At 46.1% G+C, this 18,280-nt stretch carries 17 protein-coding genes; 5 read left to right on the plus strand and 12 right to left on the minus strand.

Features of this window, described 5'->3' with window-relative positions; translation table 11 throughout:
• Positions 1-11: 11 nt before the first annotated feature.
• The 3 genes from AC58QT_RS23495 to AC58QT_RS23505 form a co-directional block, all read right to left on the minus strand.
• Positions 12-1,424, minus strand: coding sequence for an ABC transporter substrate-binding protein (locus AC58QT_RS23495; RefSeq protein ID WP_497411148.1), 1,413 nt, complete (start codon positions 1,422-1,424; stop codon positions 12-14).
• A 33-nt stretch (positions 1,425-1,457) separates the two neighbouring features.
• A complete protein-coding gene (locus AC58QT_RS23500; RefSeq protein WP_497411149.1) occupies positions 1,458-2,333 on the minus strand; it encodes a sugar phosphate isomerase/epimerase family protein in 876 nt (291 codons plus the stop codon).
• A 163-nt stretch (positions 2,334-2,496) separates the two neighbouring features.
• Positions 2,497-3,537, minus strand: coding sequence for a LacI family DNA-binding transcriptional regulator (locus AC58QT_RS23505; RefSeq protein WP_497411150.1), 1,041 nt, complete (start codon positions 3,535-3,537; stop codon positions 2,497-2,499).
• A 279-nt stretch (positions 3,538-3,816) separates the two neighbouring features.
• Between AC58QT_RS23505 and AC58QT_RS23510 the strand changes: the two genes are divergently transcribed.
• From AC58QT_RS23510 to AC58QT_RS23520, 3 genes are read left to right on the plus strand one after another with little or no spacing between them, the layout of a single operon-like run.
• Entirely contained in the window at positions 3,817-4,770 is a 954-nt protein-coding gene (locus AC58QT_RS23510; RefSeq protein ID WP_497411151.1) for a carbohydrate ABC transporter permease, read from the plus strand.
• Positions 4,767-5,597, plus strand: coding sequence for a carbohydrate ABC transporter permease (locus AC58QT_RS23515; protein ID WP_497288348.1), 831 nt, complete (start codon positions 4,767-4,769; stop codon positions 5,595-5,597). Before AC58QT_RS23510 ends, AC58QT_RS23515 begins: the two co-directional genes overlap by 4 nt.
• 2 nt (positions 5,598-5,599) lie before the next feature.
• Entirely contained in the window at positions 5,600-6,769 is a 1,170-nt protein-coding gene (locus AC58QT_RS23520) for an MFS transporter (RefSeq protein WP_497411152.1), read from the plus strand.
• Between the two features lie 116 nt (positions 6,770-6,885).
• Here AC58QT_RS23520 and AC58QT_RS23525 read toward each other — a convergent pair whose 3' ends face one another.
• Both AC58QT_RS23525 and AC58QT_RS23530 read right to left on the minus strand, forming a co-directional pair.
• Positions 6,886-7,692, minus strand: a complete 807-nt coding sequence (locus AC58QT_RS23525) for a TrmH family RNA methyltransferase (protein WP_497411153.1) — start codon at positions 7,690-7,692, stop codon at positions 6,886-6,888.
• An 8-nt stretch (positions 7,693-7,700) separates the two neighbouring features.
• Positions 7,701-8,360: a potassium channel family protein gene (locus tag AC58QT_RS23530; RefSeq protein WP_497411154.1), complete on the minus strand. Its 660-nt coding sequence runs from the start codon at positions 8,358-8,360 to the stop codon at positions 7,701-7,703.
• Between the two features lie 176 nt (positions 8,361-8,536).
• Between AC58QT_RS23530 and sspI the strand changes: the two genes are divergently transcribed.
• Positions 8,537-8,740 carry a small acid-soluble spore protein SspI gene (gene sspI, locus AC58QT_RS23535; protein ID WP_310501607.1) on the plus strand — a complete coding sequence of 68 codons (204 nt, stop codon included), beginning with the start codon at positions 8,537-8,539 and terminating at the stop codon, positions 8,738-8,740.
• A gap of 137 nt (positions 8,741-8,877) precedes the next feature.
• On the opposite strand, the gene AC58QT_RS23540 is transcribed toward sspI, so the two are convergent.
• From AC58QT_RS23540 to AC58QT_RS23555, 4 genes are all read right to left on the minus strand, one after another.
• Positions 8,878-9,975, minus strand: a complete 1,098-nt coding sequence (locus AC58QT_RS23540) for a Gfo/Idh/MocA family protein (RefSeq protein ID WP_497411155.1) — start codon at positions 9,973-9,975, stop codon at positions 8,878-8,880.
• A gap of 21 nt (positions 9,976-9,996) precedes the next feature.
• Complete coding sequence (locus AC58QT_RS23545) at positions 9,997-10,629, minus strand: ThuA domain-containing protein (protein WP_310501609.1); 633 nt, start codon at positions 10,627-10,629, stop codon at positions 9,997-9,999.
• 21 nt (positions 10,630-10,650) lie between these two features.
• Entirely contained in the window at positions 10,651-11,814 is a 1,164-nt protein-coding gene (locus AC58QT_RS23550) for a Gfo/Idh/MocA family protein (RefSeq protein ID WP_497411156.1), read from the minus strand.
• Positions 11,815-11,887: 73 nt separating this feature from the next.
• Positions 11,888-12,913 (minus strand): LacI family DNA-binding transcriptional regulator, encoded by a 1,026-nt coding sequence (locus tag AC58QT_RS23555; RefSeq protein ID WP_497411157.1) that lies wholly within the window; start codon positions 12,911-12,913, stop codon positions 11,888-11,890.
• A 271-nt stretch (positions 12,914-13,184) separates the two neighbouring features.
• Here AC58QT_RS23555 and AC58QT_RS23560 point away from each other — a divergent pair, with 271 nt between their 5' ends.
• Positions 13,185-14,549, plus strand: coding sequence for a putative bifunctional diguanylate cyclase/phosphodiesterase (locus AC58QT_RS23560; protein ID WP_497411158.1), 1,365 nt, complete (start codon positions 13,185-13,187; stop codon positions 14,547-14,549).
• Here AC58QT_RS23560 and AC58QT_RS23565 read toward each other — a convergent pair.
• From AC58QT_RS23565 to AC58QT_RS23575, 3 genes are all read right to left on the minus strand, one after another.
• Positions 14,544-15,311 (minus strand): YheC/YheD family protein, encoded by a 768-nt coding sequence (locus AC58QT_RS23565; protein ID WP_497411159.1) that lies wholly within the window; start codon positions 15,309-15,311, stop codon positions 14,544-14,546. The genes AC58QT_RS23560 and AC58QT_RS23565 overlap by 6 nt on opposite strands.
• A gap of 153 nt (positions 15,312-15,464) precedes the next feature.
• Entirely contained in the window at positions 15,465-17,048 is a 1,584-nt protein-coding gene (locus tag AC58QT_RS23570; protein WP_497411160.1) for a peptide chain release factor 3, read from the minus strand.
• A 46-nt stretch (positions 17,049-17,094) separates the two neighbouring features.
• Positions 17,095-18,168: a metallophosphoesterase family protein gene (locus AC58QT_RS23575; RefSeq protein ID WP_497411161.1), complete on the minus strand. Its 1,074-nt coding sequence runs from the start codon at positions 18,166-18,168 to the stop codon at positions 17,095-17,097.
• Between the last annotated feature and the right edge of the window lie 112 nt (positions 18,169-18,280).

An 18,280-nucleotide genomic window follows, 5' to 3' on the forward strand; every position in this document is an offset into this window, starting at 1 on the left:
TCTCATACGATCTACTGCGGATTCGCTTGCCGCCAGTCATTCAGCATCTGTTTGGATTTGGAGTCTATATTGGCAATCGTCTTGTCTACATCTTGCGTACCTTTGCTGAAGCGAATAATTTCATCCTGTACAATGCGATCTACGTCCGTAAAGGAAGGGATCCAAGGCTCCAAGTATTTCTTGTAATTTTTTGAATTATCGCTGATTTTTTTGATGATATTGAACTGCGGATTTTTCACCAAAAATTCCTTCGTTTCTGTTAACTCCATAGCTTTCGTATTCATCGGATAATAGCCTGTATTCATAAACCATTTCGCTGACACCTCTGGGGTTGCTAGGTATTTCAAATAATCCCATGCTCCCAGTAAGCTATCTTTATTGGCCCGGTCAAACAGATAGACAGCAGAGCCGCCGATACCCGTACCGCTTGTGCTCGCCGCGTTAACACGTGGTAATTCTGCAACCCCTAGGTCAAACAAGCCTGCGTCAACAATATCCTTCTTAAATCCACCCATCGATGCTGTAGATGCTGGAATCATTGAATACAACCCAGACTGAAATCCTTTCGTTGGCGCCGCATCCGTAAATTCAGCACCTCCGGTAGCAAGTACTTTCTGCCATTCGGTCAACAATGTTTTCAACGTACCGTCGCTTGTCATCGTCATTGCAGCAGGTGTACCTGTCCGTCCTTCTTCCTTATCAAAAATATATTTATTCTCTCCCTGCATCGGAATCCACGTCCCGAGTAAGAAAAAGCGCAGTTGTGCGCTAATACCGTAGCGCTCGATTTTGTCCCCGTTTTTCACTTTAAGTGCATCAACCGCTTTTGCCAGCTCTTCCAGTGTTTTCGGTGGATTTTCCGGATCCAGTCCTGCGCTGCGGAAATGATTCTTGTTATAGTACAACATGATGGAGGAATTCGAGAATGGCAATCCGAGCATTTTGTCATTGTATTTCGCGTATTGCAACGCATTCGGGTTTAAATCGCTTGCGTTCAATCCGGACTTATCCTTGTCGATAAAGTTTTGGACAGGAACAATATATTTGGAATCCTTCACATCGAAAATCCCTTTGGAGCTGAGCTGCATAATATCTGGTAATTCTTGCTGCGAACCCGATCGAAGAACAGCCGCCAGCTTGGTTGCTGCTTCGTCATAAGTTCCCTGAAAAACTGGCGTAATCGTGATGCCTTTAGCCTTGCCGACCGTTTCATTATATTCTTTGGCCGTACTTTCAATATTCGCCGCGGCTGCACCCGTCATAGAGTGCCAAAAATCAACCTTTACAGGAGCGCTCGGCAATAAGCTTTCTTGTGTCAGAGCACTCGACACTGGCGTAGTTTCTTGTTCTTCCTTGGCAGCACATGCTGTCATAACGGAGATGCATACGCTCAACATTAATAAAGTTTTCAACTTGTTATACATGGTTCGATCTCCACTCCTATTGGTATATTCTGTTTATGCCAGCGACAGTAAATATTGACCGACTTGATAGGTATAGCCCGCCGTCAAATCTTTTAATTTCTCCGGCATACTGTTATTTATTTTAATTTCGTATACGAAATCGCCTTGATACCCAATTTCCTTCCATAACGGCATTATGGATTCCCAGTCGATATTCCCGTGGAAAGGAAGTAAGTGATCATCTGCCAATCCTTGGTTGTCATCCACATGCAACGCGATAATCCGCTTGCCCAACAGTCGAATCGGGCGAAGCTGACTTCCATATACGCGGTTAGCGTGTCCGATATCCCAACATACGCCGACGCGAGGATCGTTGTAGGAGTCAACCAAGGCGATCAACTCTTCGGCTGTTACTCCAAAACGTCGATGACCATTAGCGTCGAACATGTTTTCAAATGCCACATGGACATTCAATTTCGCCGCTTGTTCCATGATGGGGTCATACACTTGATGGTTCAGCCGGAGATTAGCTTCTAGGTTATGCTCATCCAAGTTCATTGCCGTTAAGGGATGAAAGACCGCCGCTTTCACACCCATAACGCTGCTTGCGATTAAAGAACGACGGGTAATCTCGTTGAAGAATGCTTCCTCTTCTGATCCGGCAGGGTAAAGTTTGCTCCCAGGCAAGTAAGGTGGATGGGACTGGCAAAATTCAACACCGGCCTTCTCAGCTGCTTCTTTCATTCGGTCAAGCGCGACTTCCCAATCGGGACCGTTCAGTTCGGTTTTATTGTGAATCATCGCGCACATGTTGAGGTCTAGGACGGAGAAACCGGCATTTTTGCACCTTTGGATCGATTCCTCATATCCAATGTGCACGTCTTCTTCTCTTCGTTCTCTAAACAAACTTGTCATTGTTGCCAAGCGCATGGTCAGACCTCCTAGTCATTTTTTATTTTTGGAACGGTTGAAATTTTTCCGATAGCTAGTTTATTCCGTTCACTCTTATCCAACTTATCACTATTACTCCCTTTGAATAAACCGATTTTCGTTAACTGGAAGTAAATAAATTGTGAATTTCACCGCCAACAACTTACATTTGGCGGTGAATATGTAAATCCCTTACCGAATTGCGCTCAATTAATGTAGGTTCCAGCTTTAAAGAAACCTCTTGGGCATTCTTATTATGCATGCGATTCAGCATCGCAAGGCATGCCGCTTCACCTAGCTGCCTTTTATGTCCATCAATGATGGTCAACGCCAATGGTGAATGCGCGGTAATGATGGATTCTTCATAACCCATAACGGAGATATCTTCAGGTATTCGCACGTTTTGCTTGTACAAATATCGAATAATTCCCATGGTGATCCCATCGCTCCCGCCAAAAACCGCATCAGGCCTAATTCCTTTTTCCCACAACTCATTCATCGCTTCGTAACCACCCTTGCCTGTATACGCAGCATGAATAACATGCATTTGTTTCTCACCATGGTGGTTTTCCTCGTTAAAGGCTGCTGTAAAGCCCGCCAGTTTTTCTATGGAGTTCACATTATCTATAGGCCCATTCACAAAAGCAATATGGTTGTGTCCTTTTTCCAGCAAATGCTTAGCGACAAGATAACCGATCTGATAAGCATTGACGGATACGGAATCGACGCCCTCATACGTACGGCCAATAATGACGACGAATATATTTTCCTTTCGGAGACTCTCAATAAATTGACTGTCAAACAAGCCACCAATGATAAATACCCCGTCTACACGTTTGTTTTTGACAATGTTCGGCAGCTTATCACGCATGGAAAAACGTTCGGTTAGCAACGTATAATCCGTATTTTTCAATCCTTCATTGATGCCGAAGCTGACATCGAACAAGAGTGTTTCGGGAATTGAATCGAACCCGTAAGATAGGTTTTCCTCTCCGGAGGTTACAAAGATCAACCCGAATGTCCCTTTTTTACTTGTCGTTAGTGCCCTTGCAACCATATTAGGTACATAGCCCAGTTTGTGAATGGCTTGCAGTACCTTGTATCTCGTTTCCAGCTTGACTAAATTACTCCCGTTTATGACCAAAGAAACTGTGCTTTTGGACACACCAGCTTCCATCGCTATATCCATTATCGTGACACCCATAAAATCCTCCCGTCGAATATCCTGCTATTCCTAACTATTTTCCAATATATATGACCAACTCATGCGAATTGTTAACCGAAGATTAACTCTATGTTAAATCTCCCCCAGCCAATTGACAACTTTTTTTAGTGTGATGTAATATGATCTTGTGTTGCCAGGCTGCTTGTTTGAGGGGCCATAATTGGTTGAAAATCGGAGAAGTGCCTATTACTTTTGGAACGTTCCAAATTAATTAAGCCTTCGACCACCTATTACAAATGTTCGGAGGGTTATCGTCTCATGGCCAAATTAGTGTCTTCGCCAATTACCAGTAGTATTCCATCGTTGCCCCACACGGTAACTCGCAAGCGCAAGCGCAGAAAAGATATATGGAAGGCTTATTTGTTCATCCTGCCAATCATCCCGTTTATCCTCGTCTTCGATTACTTTCCATTCTTACGTACCTTCATCTACAGTTTATCCAGTGTTAATGCACAAGGCAAAATCATTAGGTTCGTCGGTTTAGATAATTATATAAACCTGTTCGGCAGGCAAGATTTTATCAACGCGCTGCTTGTTACGTTAAAATTTACAGCTATGTATGTACCGCTTGCCATTATCTGTCCATTGCTGCTTGCCCTAATTGCGGCTCCGAAGAGTCTGTTTGCCAAAACTAATCAGCTGTTGTATAGCATTCCAATGGGTGTTTCCATGGCAGTAACTTGTTTAATTTTCGAACAATTTTATGCTCATTCTGGACTCTTAAATTACTTGCTCAACCTACTTGGCCTCATGCAGAATACAACAGATATCAAATGGCTGCACGACCAGACGTGGGCGCTCCCTTCCCTGGTGATCCCGATGGTCTGGACTCATATCGGGTTCGACTTCCTGCTTATGCTGGCTGCGGTGCGCAATGTTCCGCAGGATTTGTTGGAATCGGCCGAAATGGATGGCGCTAGTTACTGGAAGAAAACGTTCCGCATTACATTACCTCTGATATCGCCTACTTTATTCTTTGTTGTATGTACACAGATCATTGTCGGGTTAACCATGGTTGCCCCTGTTATGATCTTAACGAAAGGCGGTCCGCTCGGCGCTACGTCGACTCTCATTTATTATATTTACACATCCGGATTCCGCAGTGTTAATTACTCACTTGCAAGTACTGCAAGCATTTGTGCCTTTATCCTTACGTTTATCTTCTTGTTGATCAACTTTCTGTATGAGAAAAAAGGGGTGGTGTACGAATGACGTACAATCGAAATTTGAAACTTTACATAGGTGCTGCCCTCAAACTGCTGCTGGGCTTAATCGTAGCATTTCCAATATTTTACGCAATCATGGCCGGATTCAAAACGGAAAGCGAGTTCGGCACGTTTCCACCTTCTATCCTGCCGCATAGCTTTGCCTATTTGGACAATTTTCGTACCGTTTTGTTCGAAACCCGAATTTTGCGCTTCATGTGGAATTCATTCTTCATAGCCCTTGTCGTAACAGTAGTGCGGCTCATCCTATCCAGCTTGGCTGCCTACGCCTTTGCCTTTTTAAAATTTCCCGGAAGCAATTTCTTATTTTTCTTTATTCTTGGCACGATGATGACCCCTTCGGAAGCCTTGCTGATCTCAAACTTTATCACAGTCAGCAAGCTGCACTTGTTGAACAGCTACCTGGGCATTATGATTGTGTTCTTCGTATCCGCTACGCAGGTATTCATGTTTCGCCAATACTTCAAAACGGTATCGGGCACTTTGCGGGAAGCCGCGTTTTTGGATGGCTGCAGCGACTTGCGGTTCTATGCCAGAATCTGTATCCCCGTTTCCTTACCGATTATTATTTCCCTTGGCTTGTCATCGTTCGTCGGTGTGTGGAACGCTTACTTGTGGCCCTTGCTCGTTACTACCAAGACAGAAATGCGAACTGTACAAGTAGGTATCACGCTGCTGACCGCCCATGAAGGGTCGAACGATACCCTTGTTTTTGCCGGGATTGCGGTTATCATGATTCCATCCATTTTGTTTTTCATTTTGTTTCAACGAAATATGGCGGGTGGCATTTTCAACGGGGCTGTGAAAGGGTAAAAATGAACAGTCAAATGAAACGATTACTGCTCATGAATGCAGTTTCGATCGTTATTTTTAATTACATTGGTATTTTCGTCAATTTATTTATATGGGAAAAGAATAACAGCATCTCCGAGGTGGTTTGGTTCAATCTCATCATGTTTATCACTTGGACATTGGGGTTTGCGGGTGGATACAGATTATTAACCAACTACTCGACCCGTGTATTGATTCGAATAAATGCGTTCTGCGGAGCCATCGTTTTCCTGCTTTTATCGGTACTGGAGTTGGATAACCGACTTCTCTGGATCACGATTATCTCCATGCCGATCGGTATCATGTGGGGATTATATGCTGTAACACAGAACATTACATTGAGTATGTATGGAAAAGGGAAGGATTTCGAGCAATATTTCTCAATAGCCAATATTATTAACCAGCTTGTCTCCATCGTTAATCCGATAGCCTTTGCACTTATTATCAAATGGATTGGTTACTCTGGGTCCTTTCTACTATTGATGTTGTTTGTCGGTATCTTACTACTGGTTTCATTCCATATCCCTTCCATTACCCTCGCCGGCCAAACCGAGCGACTGTTCCGCGGCATTCAATTTCGGCTGGTGTTCTCCAGCAGCTCTCTGCGTTGGATGGTTCCGTCCTTTATGGCAACGGGTATATTTTTGCAGTTTCAAGTTTTGTTTTCGCTAGTGTTTACATTCACCGTCTCCCAGGATAAATTGGTTATTGCGATCCTGAATGTACTGAATGCTTGCTTCGCCATGGGGGCGATGTTCATGTATAAGCGTATGAAAGTCCGTGAGGGGACTTGGCTCACCATCGGAATGATTTTTGTTTCCGTTGGTATTCTTCTGCCATTGTTACCTAAGGCCCCCCTTCTTATCATGTCAAACATTTTAACTACCATCGGTATGTTTTATTTTGGGACGGTATGGAACACGCGACAATTCAGAGTGATTACTAGGCAAACAGCCATTCAACAAGCTCATATTTTTTTATGGCGTGAATGCTTCCTGAATGCTTCCAAAATACTCTTGCTTATATTGGCCTTATCGGTAAAGGAGATTCATGGAGGGGCATTTATGCTATTAATTTTGCTAGCGCTCGTCTGTGCTTTAATGGTCCCTTATTTCTCTGGTAAGAGTGCCGAAATGTTCGAGAGACAGTCTTAGTAATAAAAATCCCGATGTATCCAGGCTTGGAGCCACATCGGGATTTTTATTGTTATGACAAACAACGTTCCAAACGGTGACAAAGTGAATTACAACTCACAGCATGAACTACACTTTTACGACTTCAACATCCGCTGCCGCGCCGTCTCAAACAACAAAACCGTCGCCGCCATCGCGACGTTCAACGATTCCGCTTTGCCCTGCATCGGAATAATAACCTTCACGTCCGACTGCGCAGCAACTTCCTCCGACACGCCCTTGGCCTCGTTGCCAAGGATCAGCCACGTCGGCTGCCGCAGGTCCGTGTCGTAGCACGAGCCCTGTGCCTGCAGGCTCGTCGTCACGAGCTGCACGCCGCGCTCACGCGCCTGCGGCAGCAGCTCCGCCAAATCTGCCTCCACAATCGGCAGATGATACATCGATCCCATCGTCGAGCGGATCGTCTTTGGATTATACAAGTCGACCGTGCCGCGGCCGAGGACAACTGCTTTGGCCCCGACGGCATCCGCACTGCGGATGATCGTGCCGAGGTTGCCCGGGTCCTGGACACCGTCCAGCACCACAACCAGGTCGTGCTCGCCGGCAAGCAGCTCGTCCATGCCCAGCTGCGGCCGCGCCACGATGGCAACGACCCCCTGCGGGGTCTGTGCGTCTGAGCACTTGGCCAACACCGCCGCGCTCACACCGATCCATTCGACGGCGCGGTCGCCAGCAAGAGCGACAAGCTCTGAAGGGCTTCCTTTTTCCACTAGAAATAGGATAACCTCCACCTGCGCCCCAGCCTTCAAAGCTTCCTCAATTAAATGATAACCCTCAATAATATACTTGCCCTGCTTATCTCTGCCACGCCGCTCTAAGAGCTGAGCCCAATCTTTGACTCTGGCATTCTGAACGGACATGATTTCGATATATGTATTTGTCATAAATGTACCTACTCTGCAAAAGTGACTTCAAAGTTTTGAAGACTCGAATTTTTACCCACAATAACTAGAATATCATCTTCTTTAATCGGTGCCTCTGCACTCGGCGGAATGATCATCTGCTCGTTATGTTTAACCGCAATCACGTTACAGCCATATTTGGCACGCACGTCGAGTTCACGCAGACTTTTGCCAACCATATCTTTGGATGCTTTCATTTCCACAATACTGTAATCGGCAGAAAGCTCTATATAATCGATAATGTTCGATGAAATCATATGATGTGCAACGCGTTGCCCCATATCTCGTTCTGGATAGACGATTTTATCTGCGCCAATTTTTTTGAGCACCTTGCCATGAAGGTCGTTAACTGCCTTGACGATCGTTGTAGGTATACCCATTTCTTTCAGAATTAATGTAGTCAGAATGCTCGCTTGAATATCTTCCCCAATGGCCACGACCACAACGTCAAAATTCCGAATACCCAACGCCCGCATAGCTTCCTCATCTGTAGAATCTGCTTGAACGGCGTGTGTCACATAGGCGGAAACATCCTGAACCGTTTCTTCATCCTGATCGATTGCGAGAACCTCAAAGCCTAGTTGTGATAACGTCTTAGCGATAGCTGAACCAAATCTTCCCATCCCAATAATCGCAAATTGTTTTCTCACCGGTCACTTTCCTCCATATTCCCAAGAATATATCCCTTACAGTATATCACACATGAACACATTGCTCACTTCACGTGACATGCCCAGCAACATGCATTGGCGAAGTGTGGGAAGGATGAAGCCATCTTCAACTGCACATATTAATAGCGAGAATGAAATGGAAGCGAGGTCCTTGAATGAATATTACCTTAAGACAAGCCATTCACCAGCGAGTTCAGAACAAAACACCGGAAGAACTGAAGGAAGTTATCGAAGATTCCATCGGTGGAGAAGAAAAGGTCTTACCTGGACTAGGTGTACTTTTCGAAATTATATGGCAGCATACCGAAGCAAGCACACAGGACACACTAGTAGAAACTTTGAAGGCACATCTTCCTTAACACGACTATGTTCCTTACACGGACCATCGCATGTTTTAATAAAGCTGGGGGATGCTGCGGCATTCCTTTGCTTGTTTTTCACTTGTAAATTAAAAAATCCCCCTCGCATCACGAGGAGGATCACTCAGGGTCATCAACTAAAGAACCGTATACGGATTCATCGCGGCCGGCTTCTCACAGCTGCTGCGCATCACATAATGTTGGCCCGAATCAGAAGCATCATGGAACCCATGCATTGCCTCAAGCACATGATAGGCAAGCTCGCCATTTGCGCGATGTGCTGAGCTATCTCCCGTAATCAGCGCCTGCGCCATTGCTGCAACACCTAAGCCGCGGCTATTATCGATGTAGCCATGCGAGAGTGGAATCGGCTCATAATTGGATGAACCAGGTTTACGAATTAGCACTTCCCCACCAAAAATATTAGGGTTAGGCACACTCAATGAGCCATGGCTGCCGTAGATTTCGATGTGTGGCAGTTGCGTACCGGCCATAATATCAAAACTGGTCACGAGTGTTGCGATTGCACCGTTATGGAAATCGATAACCCCAGCAACATGAGTAGGTGTTTCCACCTTTATTCGTTGCCCACGCTTCTTCTCACTCGAGATCGTTCTCTCCGGAAAACTAACTGCAGTTGATCCTGTTACACGGCGAATCGGCCCAAGCAAAGCCACCAACGCTGTTAAGTAGTAAGGCCCCATGTCGAACATCGGCCCGCCGCCCTTGGCATAGTAAAACTCTGGGTCTGGATGCCAGTGCTCATGCCCTTTGCCCATCATGAATGCTGTAGCGGCAATCGGTTTACCAATCCAGCCATCTTCAATCAGCTTGATCGCTGTTTGAATCCCGCCGCCAAGGAAAGTATCAGGCGCACTGCCAATCAGAAGTCCTTTACGTTTAGCTACTTCAAGAATTTGCAATCCTTCATCGCGAGTAACCGCCAGCGGCTTCTCAACATAAGCGTGTTTGCCCGCTTCTAGGATTTGTATACATACCTGAGCGTGTACAGCTGGGATCGTTAAGTTGATCACAATATCCACATTAGGATCATTCAATAATTGCTCTACCGTATAAGCATGAGGAATGGCAAACTCTTCAGCCCGCGCTTGCGCTTTGCTTACATCAATATCTGCACAGGCGACTAATTCCAAATGGGCAAAAGTAGGGATATTTTTCATATAAGCCGCGCTTATATTTCCACAACCTATGATACCAACCTTCATCTTGTTCATCGTTTTATTCCCCCTATTTGATTAACGTGTCGCCCATAGCAACCCGCGTCGCATTAATTCCAACGTTTCCGGCATGCGTACAATGTTAGCTTGATGACCCAGTGAATTGTAATAGACTTTCCCAGCACCGAACGTTTTCGTCCAAACCACCGGCATCTCCACATCATCAAAATCTGTCACTGCGTGAACTTTAATGGCTGGATCTACATGCATGTAATATTTTTCCGAGACAACGACGAAATCACCAATGCCTGCAGTCAGTGGCTGCTCACTGTCCTTCATACGAACCGTATACGTAACGCCATCATTACCAGGATGCGCCACCCATTGACCGCCAATCATATACTGGTAATTCACTTCATTTCGAAAAGAATCCGCCATTCCGCCATGGCAACCTGCAATACCTGTTCCGCCTACCTGAACCGCGTTAATTAAAGGCGTTAGCTGCTCTTTTTCAATTTTGCCCATCGTCCACACAGGGACTATAAGATCGATACTCGCTAGGCGCTCCTCATCACGGAAGCTGTCCAACGTATCTGAAACTTCCACTCCGTACCCCTCTTCACGCAATACCCCTGCAAAAATCCCTGCTACCTCTTCGGGTTGATGACCATCCCAGCCACCCCATACAATCAATGCTTGTTTCTGACTCATCGCAACCGCTCCTCTCCCTATCTATACTTCACTTATACGAACCCATCGGCGCTGAGCAATCGATTGATCCACGGCTTCCAACACTTCTTGGCATTTCACACCATCCACGAAATTCGGAACCGGTTGCCGGTCCTCGGAAAGCGCTGTCATCAACTCTACAACCTCATGTACAAACGTATGTTCATACCCAATCGTATGTCCGGCTGGCCACCAAGCATCCATATACGCATGCGCGGCATCTGTTGCAAGAACACGTCTGAAGCCCTGAACATCCTCATCATCACTTGTAAAATACACCTGTAACTCATTCAATCGCTCGAAATCGAATTTCACGCTGCCTTTACTGCCATTAATTTCAAAAGAGTTCGTACACCGGTGCCCGGGAGCAAATCTCGTTGCCTCGAAGCTGCCTAAAGCGCCATTCGCGAAGCGAGCCATGAATAATGTCGCATCATCTACCGTCACAGGACCATGCGGCGCATCTTTGCTGCCTTTGGCACTAAGCCCCGTCATCGATGTAGGCAATGGACGCTCTTTCACGAACGTTTCACTCATCCCGATCACCTCGGTCATATCGCCAACGAGGAAGTGTGCGAGATCGATGAGATGCGCGCCTAGATCGCCATGCGATCCTGATCCCGCTATCTCCTTCTGCAGACGCCATACCAACGGGAACGTCGGATCGACGATCCAATCCTGCAGGAACCACGCACGGAAGTGATAGATCTGGCCGAGGCGGCCGCTCTCCACGAGCTTCTTCGCCAGTTGTACCGCTGGTGCAAAACGATAGTTGAAGCCTACCATGTGCTTCACCCCAGCCTCTTCAGCCGCTTCTAGCATCTCCCTTGCATCCGCAAGGGTCAGCGCCAGCGGCTTCTCGCAGAACAGATGCTTGCCGGCCTTCGCCGCCGCCAAGGCAATCTCTTTGTGCGCATCGCTTGGTGCATTGATATCGACGATGTCGATATCGGGGTTCGTCACCAGCTCGCGCCAATCTGTCACGTAACCGTCCCAGCCGAATTGCTCCGTCGCCTGACGAACACCGCTCTCATCGCGACCACAGATGAGCTTCATCTTGGGAATCGCCGTCTGTGGAAAGAACATCGGTAAATCTTTATAAGCATGACTATGTGCTTTTCCCATAAATTTATAGCCAATCATTCCAACATTGAACGTTTTCTTCATCGGATTCACGCCTCCCCAAGTGTGTTTACTATCCAGTGCACTGCCACTCGCAATCGCTTCCACTCTTTACTCTTCACTCTTTACTCTTCGAAGACTGCCTAATCTTCACTTCCGTCGGCAGCTTAACCTGCAGCTGAGCCTCGCCCGCTCCCTGCCCGACAGTCGCAAGCACTGCACGTGCTGCTTGCTTGCCCATCTCAAAAAAGGGCACCTTAATACTGCTGAGCGGAGGATCACTTAGCTTGGCAGCATCTGAGTCATCGCACCCGATGACGGCAAAATCCCGCCCTGCGATCCAACCGCGTTCACGAAGGCCTTGCAGCAAGCCAATCGCCATCCGATCATTAGCTGCAAATATGGCTTCTACCTGATCTCGGTTCTCCCATATCTGTGCCGCAGCCTCATAGCCACTAGTACGGCTGTAGTTCCCCTCAAACTGCAGCGAAGGGTCGATCGGTAAGCCCGCTTCCAGCATTGCCTTTTGATACCCATGAAGTCTGTCCATCGAATTGGAATACTGGGGAGAACCGTTGAGAAAGGCAATCTTTCGATAGCCTTCATCCAACAAATGGCGTACCGCCTGATAGCTCCCCTCCACATGATCCGCATCAACTTCAAGGAAGGATAATCCCTCGAATCGTTGATTAACCAAGCAAAACGGAAGTCCCTGCTCCTGCAATTTCAGTAATGAACTTCGCTGAGCTTCGGTATCTCTCGCCCCAAGGATGACGCAAGCATCCACCTTCTGCGAACGATATAACCGGCCATAATCCAAGTCGTCATCCGGTGCAAGCAGAGACAGCAACATGTCATAGCCTTGCTCCCGAACCTGCTCCCCGATCCCGCTTAATATTTCTGCAAAATAATAGGCCGAAAATAGATGCACCTTTGGCATATACGGAAGCACCACACCCAGATTGCCACTTCTTCTGCGAGCGAAGCTTTGCGCAATCGCATTAGGATGGTAGCCCAGTACTTTTGCCGCTTCTAGCACACGTTCTTTAGTTGCAGGCTTCATCGGACCGAGTCCATTGAACACGCGAGATACGGTCGCCTCTGATACTTTGGCTAACTCGGCAACCTCTTTTCTCGTCACCATGTTGATTGGCTCCCTTCCGCTCATTTACATGTAAAATGTACACGCGTACATTTTCTCATCATAGGTTGTTTCTGTCAATATAAAATCCAATATTTTCTTCCAATCCGCTTTTCCGCATTTTTCGACATTTTCATTAAATTTTCATAAAGAAATACGAAAAAAAAGTCCATTTATTGTCATAAAAGCAAACTCTTAATATTGTGAAAATCCTCTTAGAGCCTTATGATAAAGGGTATTGGGACAACTATGAGATGGGAATGAGTGATAGCAAATGAAAGCAATCTGGCGCCATCTTCAGTTTACTGCGACTTCAACGATCGATGCTCTCAAAAGCAGATCACAAATCACTCGACTTCACACTCGCGGACAGCTCCTCGCCCAATTAGAGCATGCTGTTCGAAAGTATTATAACTCCTCCAATTCAGATGTTCGTGCATGTCTTGTTTTCGATATTGATCGTTTCCGGCAAATTAATTCCTCACTTGGATACGATTGCGGGGACCATCTTTTACAAGAATTAGGCCGCAGATTAAAAGCCTTAGATCATATCGACCTCGTTGTTCGCTCTGGCGATGATGAATACACGCTCCTTCTTCGGGCACAGACAGAGAAACAACTTGAAACTGCCCTGCATCGCGTTCAACAGGTTTTTGAATCCCCCTTTACCTACCAGGGTCAGGACTGCTTTCTTCGTGCAAGCTTCGGTCTGAATGACCTTACGATAACACCTGATAATGTAGCACAAGTCTTCCTTCAAGCTGAGCAAGCGCTCCTCATTGCCAAACAAACAGGTAAGAATAAATTAATTACTTTCCAGGCTATGCCTTTACTACCACGGTTCACAAGTCAGATTCACATGGAGACCGACCTCCGCAAAGCGATCACAGAGAATCAACTTTGTTTATACTACCAACCTCGCCTTGAGCTATCCACAGGGCACATTAGCTGCCTTGAAGCTTTGGTACGTTGGAATCATCCCCTATATGGCATGATTGCACCTGCTGATTTCATCCCGATTGCAGAGGAATCCGGTCTTATTATACAGCTAGGAGAATGGGTGTTACGGGAAGCTTGCCTTCAGAAAGCACGATGGCTAGCCCAAGATAAGCTCGATTATCAAGTCGCCGTCAACATTTCCCCCTGCCAGTTTCAAGATGAAAGCTTCGCGGACAAAGCCATTCGCATCATTGAACAAACGGGTATTCATCCCTCTTACCTAGAGTTCGAAATTACTGAAAGCTCCATTATGCAAAATATGGACAAAACCATCGCTGTCCTTGATAAGCTCTGTTCCAAAGGAATCTCCATCTCCATCGATGACTTTGGCATTGGATACTCGTCCCTCAATTACTTGAAGGAGTTTCCGATTCATTGCCTCAAAATTGACCGTTCCTTCGTGAAAAATATTCAAAGCAATTCCAATGATTTAGCGATTACGAATGCCATCATTCACCTCGGCCATGCGCTCAATATCCAAGTAGTCGCCGAAGGGGTTGAAGATGTGGGGCAGCTTGATATTCTCAAAGAAACGACCTGCACAACGATTCAAGGCTTCTTGCTTAGTCCCCCTGTTTCCGCTTATGAGATTGAACAAACCTTTCATATGTACGACAACAGACCGGTTATGATTTCATAACCGGCCATAAGCTTTGGCATATCTTCTGATTTTGGCATAAATGCGCTTATCGGTAAGTCTCCGAAAAATATAGGGATCCGGGCTCGTATTCACTTCTAGAATCCAGGGATTCAGTTCCTTGTCTACGGCAATATCGACGCCTACTTCTTTTACCCCTCTATACCTTGCATTGATCGCTTTGGCCACCATGACGCCCATGACATGCAGCTGTTTCACATACTTGTTCCGTTCTGTTGGAGCCAAATATCTCATCAATAAGGTATCTACCGATTTCAGTGTACCCCCATTATGAAAGTTCGTCACAATCTTTGTTGGATGTGCCACACGGCCAATCACCCCTGTTGTCTCCCAAGTACGAGCTGGTGTTTGCTGTACCATCACTCGGAGATCAAAGCGGTTTCCTTTATGGGTCAACAAATGAATGCCCTTCTGTACTAAATAGTGCCGTTTCCTCGTCAACTTGTGGAGTGATGTGAACATGTCGTCAAAGCTTTTAAACCTTTTACGTGTAACCCCCGACTGGTAGGAATAGGCCAAATCTGCGTCATCCCCTGCTAACTCAATTCGAATAACACCGTTTCCACACATCCCTATATTGGGTTTAATATAGACCATTTTATATTTATTCAGCATGTGTTCTAAGCTTGTTTTTGTCATTCGCATCGTGCTGGGTACATACTTACGAAGTGATTCAACCGACTCGACGGCCTTGGTTTTTCCGATTTTGCTGCTAACATATCTCGCTCTACTTAAAGGTAACACTTTCTTTGGACTCCTCTTTATACGCGTCTTCATACCTAGCCTCCAGCTTAGAATTCACCCCATCCTAGTGTATGAAGGAAAGCGAGCATTGGCGACAAAAAGACAAGAAGAGACTCCCCCTGAAATCATCAGGAAGAGCCTCTTCTTTATTTATTAAGGCGCACTCGTTAAGAACTGTGCGGTTGGATTTTTGTCTATGGAAGAGCGCAGCGCATATTCACTTTCGAACAAGCCTACGAAATTCCCTTTCTTGTCTTTCACCAATTGGGAGTTAATGCGGAATTTAGCTGGATCGATTTTGTCATCGATAATCCAACGTGCGAATTGATAATTCTGACGCTGCAAAAGAATATCCACACCATACTCGGATTTCATACGATGCTCCAGTACTTCAAATTGAAGTTGGCCTACGACGCCCAGAATCATGTCCTCGAAACCAATCGTCGTGAAGACTTGGATCATCCCTTCTTCCGTTAATTGATCGATCCCTTTCAGGAACTGCTTTTGCTTCAAGGCATTTTTAATCGATACCTTGCTGAATAGCTCCGGAGAGAACGTTGGCAATTCATCGAAAACGACCTCTTCTCCTTCACTCAAGGAATCACCAATGCGGAAAATACCTGGATCGAACAGACCAATGATATCGCCAGGGAACGCTTCTTCCACGATATCACGATCTTGTGCTAGGAACTGCTGCGGCTGTGCCAGCTTAATATCCTTCCCTAGCCTTACATGCTTAACGGACATCCCGCGTTCGAACTTACCGGAAACGATACGCAAGAAAGCTACGCGATCACGGTGGGCAGGGTTCATGTTCGCTTGAATTTTGAATACATAGCCGGAGAATTTCTCTCTTGTCGGTTCAATCACTCCAGCAGTACTTGTGCGCGGCTCTGGCTGAGGTGCAAGCTGTAAGAAGTTCTCTAGAAACGTTTGAACACCGAAGTTGTTAACAGCACTTCCGAAGAATACGGGAGTAAGTTCACCCTTCATGACCTTTTCCATATCAAAAGGATCACCCGCGACATCGAGCAGCTCGATATCACCGCACAATTGCTTATGCAGGAATTCACCTGCAATTTGCTTCACTAACGGATCTTCCACACCATTTACTTTACGGACTTCAATCTCTCTATGGTCATCGCCTTGGTAAAGCTCTAATTGTGATTTTCCACGATCGTAAACACCACAGAATTGTTTGCCTGAACCAATCGGCCAGTTCATTGGATAAGAACGAATGCCGAGCACCTCTTCAAGCTCTTCTAACAACTCGAACGGATCACGGCCTTCACGGTCCAATTTGTTGACGAAGGTGAAAATGGGAATCCCACGCATACGACATACTTGGAACAACTTCTTCGTTTGGGTCTCGACCCCTTTGGCAACGTCAATCAACATGACCGCGCTATCGGCGGCAGTCAACGTACGATAGGTGTCCTCACTGAAATCTTGGTGACCAGGCGTATCCAGAATGTTGACGCGGTGACCTTCGTAGTCGAATTGCATCACGCTTGACGTTACGGAGATACCACGCTGTTTCTCAATTTCCATCCAGTCCGATGTAGCATGCTTACTCGCTTTACGACCTTTTACCGTTCCGGCTAAGCGAATTGCGCCCCCGAATAGGAGCAGTTTCTCTGTTAATGTTGTTTTCCCCGCATCCGGGTGAGAAATAATTGCGAACGTCCGTCGTTTTGCGACTTCCGTTTCGAGAATTTTGGTGAGTTGCGTTTTCATGTGTTCGTTTATTCCCTTCTTCTTTTACATATAGACTACATCGGAATCAAGCGTGTGCTTTTTCCAAAGGAACGCTCCAGTTCGCTTCATCAATGAACTTACGAGTACTGAATTCCCTGCCGCGTACAACCACTTTATCCGCAAATACTTGCACATAAATACCCTGTGCTTTATCCTGTGCCGTCTGTTGGTACGCCCGATTCAGCGTTCTCCCTACAGAGGCGTTGTGGAAATAATGGAACGTTTCTTGAATATAGTGCGGTGTCCCATTCTGGAAATCCTGATGGCGATGCCCGCAGAAGACGAAGACATTCTTGTAAGGCTTCAACGTATCTCGAAACTGTATGGCCCGAATGAGCTGGTGAGTAGCACCATCGGTGCCAACAGGCGGCAGTGGTTGATGCGTCATCACAAACAGAGGTCTTCCTGGTTTATATAAATTGCCTAATCTGCCTTTGAACCATGCCATTTGTTCATCGGAGTACCAAGCACCTTCACCCACTTCGGGTTTTTCTTGCACATAAGCTTCCTGTGATAGCAATAGGATAGAGTGTCCGTTAGCGGTAAAATCATTATAAATGGACGTATAGCCCATAAACTTTTTGAACTGCTCTCGACTTATGGCATCGCTCTTACCATTCGGGACTTTATCTTGATCCCAGCTATTCGCTTTATTAATCCAAATCGTGTAATAATCATGATTCCCCATATTCCCATGAATGGGAGGAAGCTTATAATCATTCATGATAGCGCGTAATGCCTTGTAGTCAACTTCCGTTCCTGTATCGGTCAAATCACCGGTCAGCATAATGGCATCGACAGGCCCATCGAAATGAGTGACATCGTCTAACGCCAGCCTAAGTTTCTTATTGGGAAGAGAATCACCGGACGTCACGTGAAGATCACTTAAGATAAAAAAGGACATTAACGGCCCAAGAGGCAGAGGTTCCTCTGAGGGTTCTGGACTAGCCTGCGGAGGCTCCGCAGTTGCCACGGGAGCGGCGGCAGCCTGCTCTTCGGGAATGAATTTTTTCTTGACCAGCAGACTAAACCAAGCACTTAATCCTACTAAAACAGCCCCAATGGCGAGCAGCCATCGCACAAACGCTCTTCGTGACATCAATGCACCTCTAGTGTATAAAATGAAAAAATGGCCATATACACTAGTATACCACAAATTGTGTCATATACGTCGTCCAGACTAGGCGACATCACGGGATTTCTTACTACGC

It is taken from the genome of Paenibacillus sp. J31R109, assembly GCF_059692055.1.

Coding starts and splice junctions, on each gene's coding strand:
- AC58QT_RS23495 (WP_497411148.1), bottom strand. CDS start 1,424: ATGTATAACAAGTTGAAAACTTTATTAATGTTGAGCGTATGCATCTCC.
- AC58QT_RS23500 (WP_497411149.1), bottom strand. CDS start 2,333: ATGCGCTTGGCAACAATGACAAGTTTGTTTAGAGAACGAAGAGAAGAA.
- AC58QT_RS23505 (WP_497411150.1), bottom strand. CDS start 3,537: ATGGGTGTCACGATAATGGATATAGCGATGGAAGCTGGTGTGTCCAAA.
- AC58QT_RS23510 (WP_497411151.1), top strand. CDS start 3,817: ATGGCCAAATTAGTGTCTTCGCCAATTACCAGTAGTATTCCATCGTTG.
- AC58QT_RS23515 (WP_497288348.1), top strand. CDS start 4,767: ATGACGTACAATCGAAATTTGAAACTTTACATAGGTGCTGCCCTCAAA.
- AC58QT_RS23520 (WP_497411152.1), top strand. CDS start 5,600: ATGAACAGTCAAATGAAACGATTACTGCTCATGAATGCAGTTTCGATC.
- AC58QT_RS23525 (WP_497411153.1), bottom strand. CDS start 7,692: ATGACAAATACATATATCGAAATCATGTCCGTTCAGAATGCCAGAGTC.
- sspI (WP_310501607.1), top strand. CDS start 8,537: ATGAATATTACCTTAAGACAAGCCATTCACCAGCGAGTTCAGAACAAA.
- AC58QT_RS23540 (WP_497411155.1), bottom strand. CDS start 9,975: ATGAACAAGATGAAGGTTGGTATCATAGGTTGTGGAAATATAAGCGCG.
- AC58QT_RS23545 (WP_310501609.1), bottom strand. CDS start 10,629: ATGAGTCAGAAACAAGCATTGATTGTATGGGGTGGCTGGGATGGTCAT.
- AC58QT_RS23550 (WP_497411156.1), bottom strand. CDS start 11,814: ATGAAGAAAACGTTCAATGTTGGAATGATTGGCTATAAATTTATGGGA.
- AC58QT_RS23555 (WP_497411157.1), bottom strand. CDS start 12,913: ATGGTGACGAGAAAAGAGGTTGCCGAGTTAGCCAAAGTATCAGAGGCG.
- AC58QT_RS23560 (WP_497411158.1), top strand. CDS start 13,185: ATGAAAGCAATCTGGCGCCATCTTCAGTTTACTGCGACTTCAACGATC.
- AC58QT_RS23570 (WP_497411160.1), bottom strand. CDS start 17,048: ATGAAAACGCAACTCACCAAAATTCTCGAAACGGAAGTCGCAAAACGA.
- AC58QT_RS23575 (WP_497411161.1), bottom strand. CDS start 18,168: ATGTCACGAAGAGCGTTTGTGCGATGGCTGCTCGCCATTGGGGCTGTT.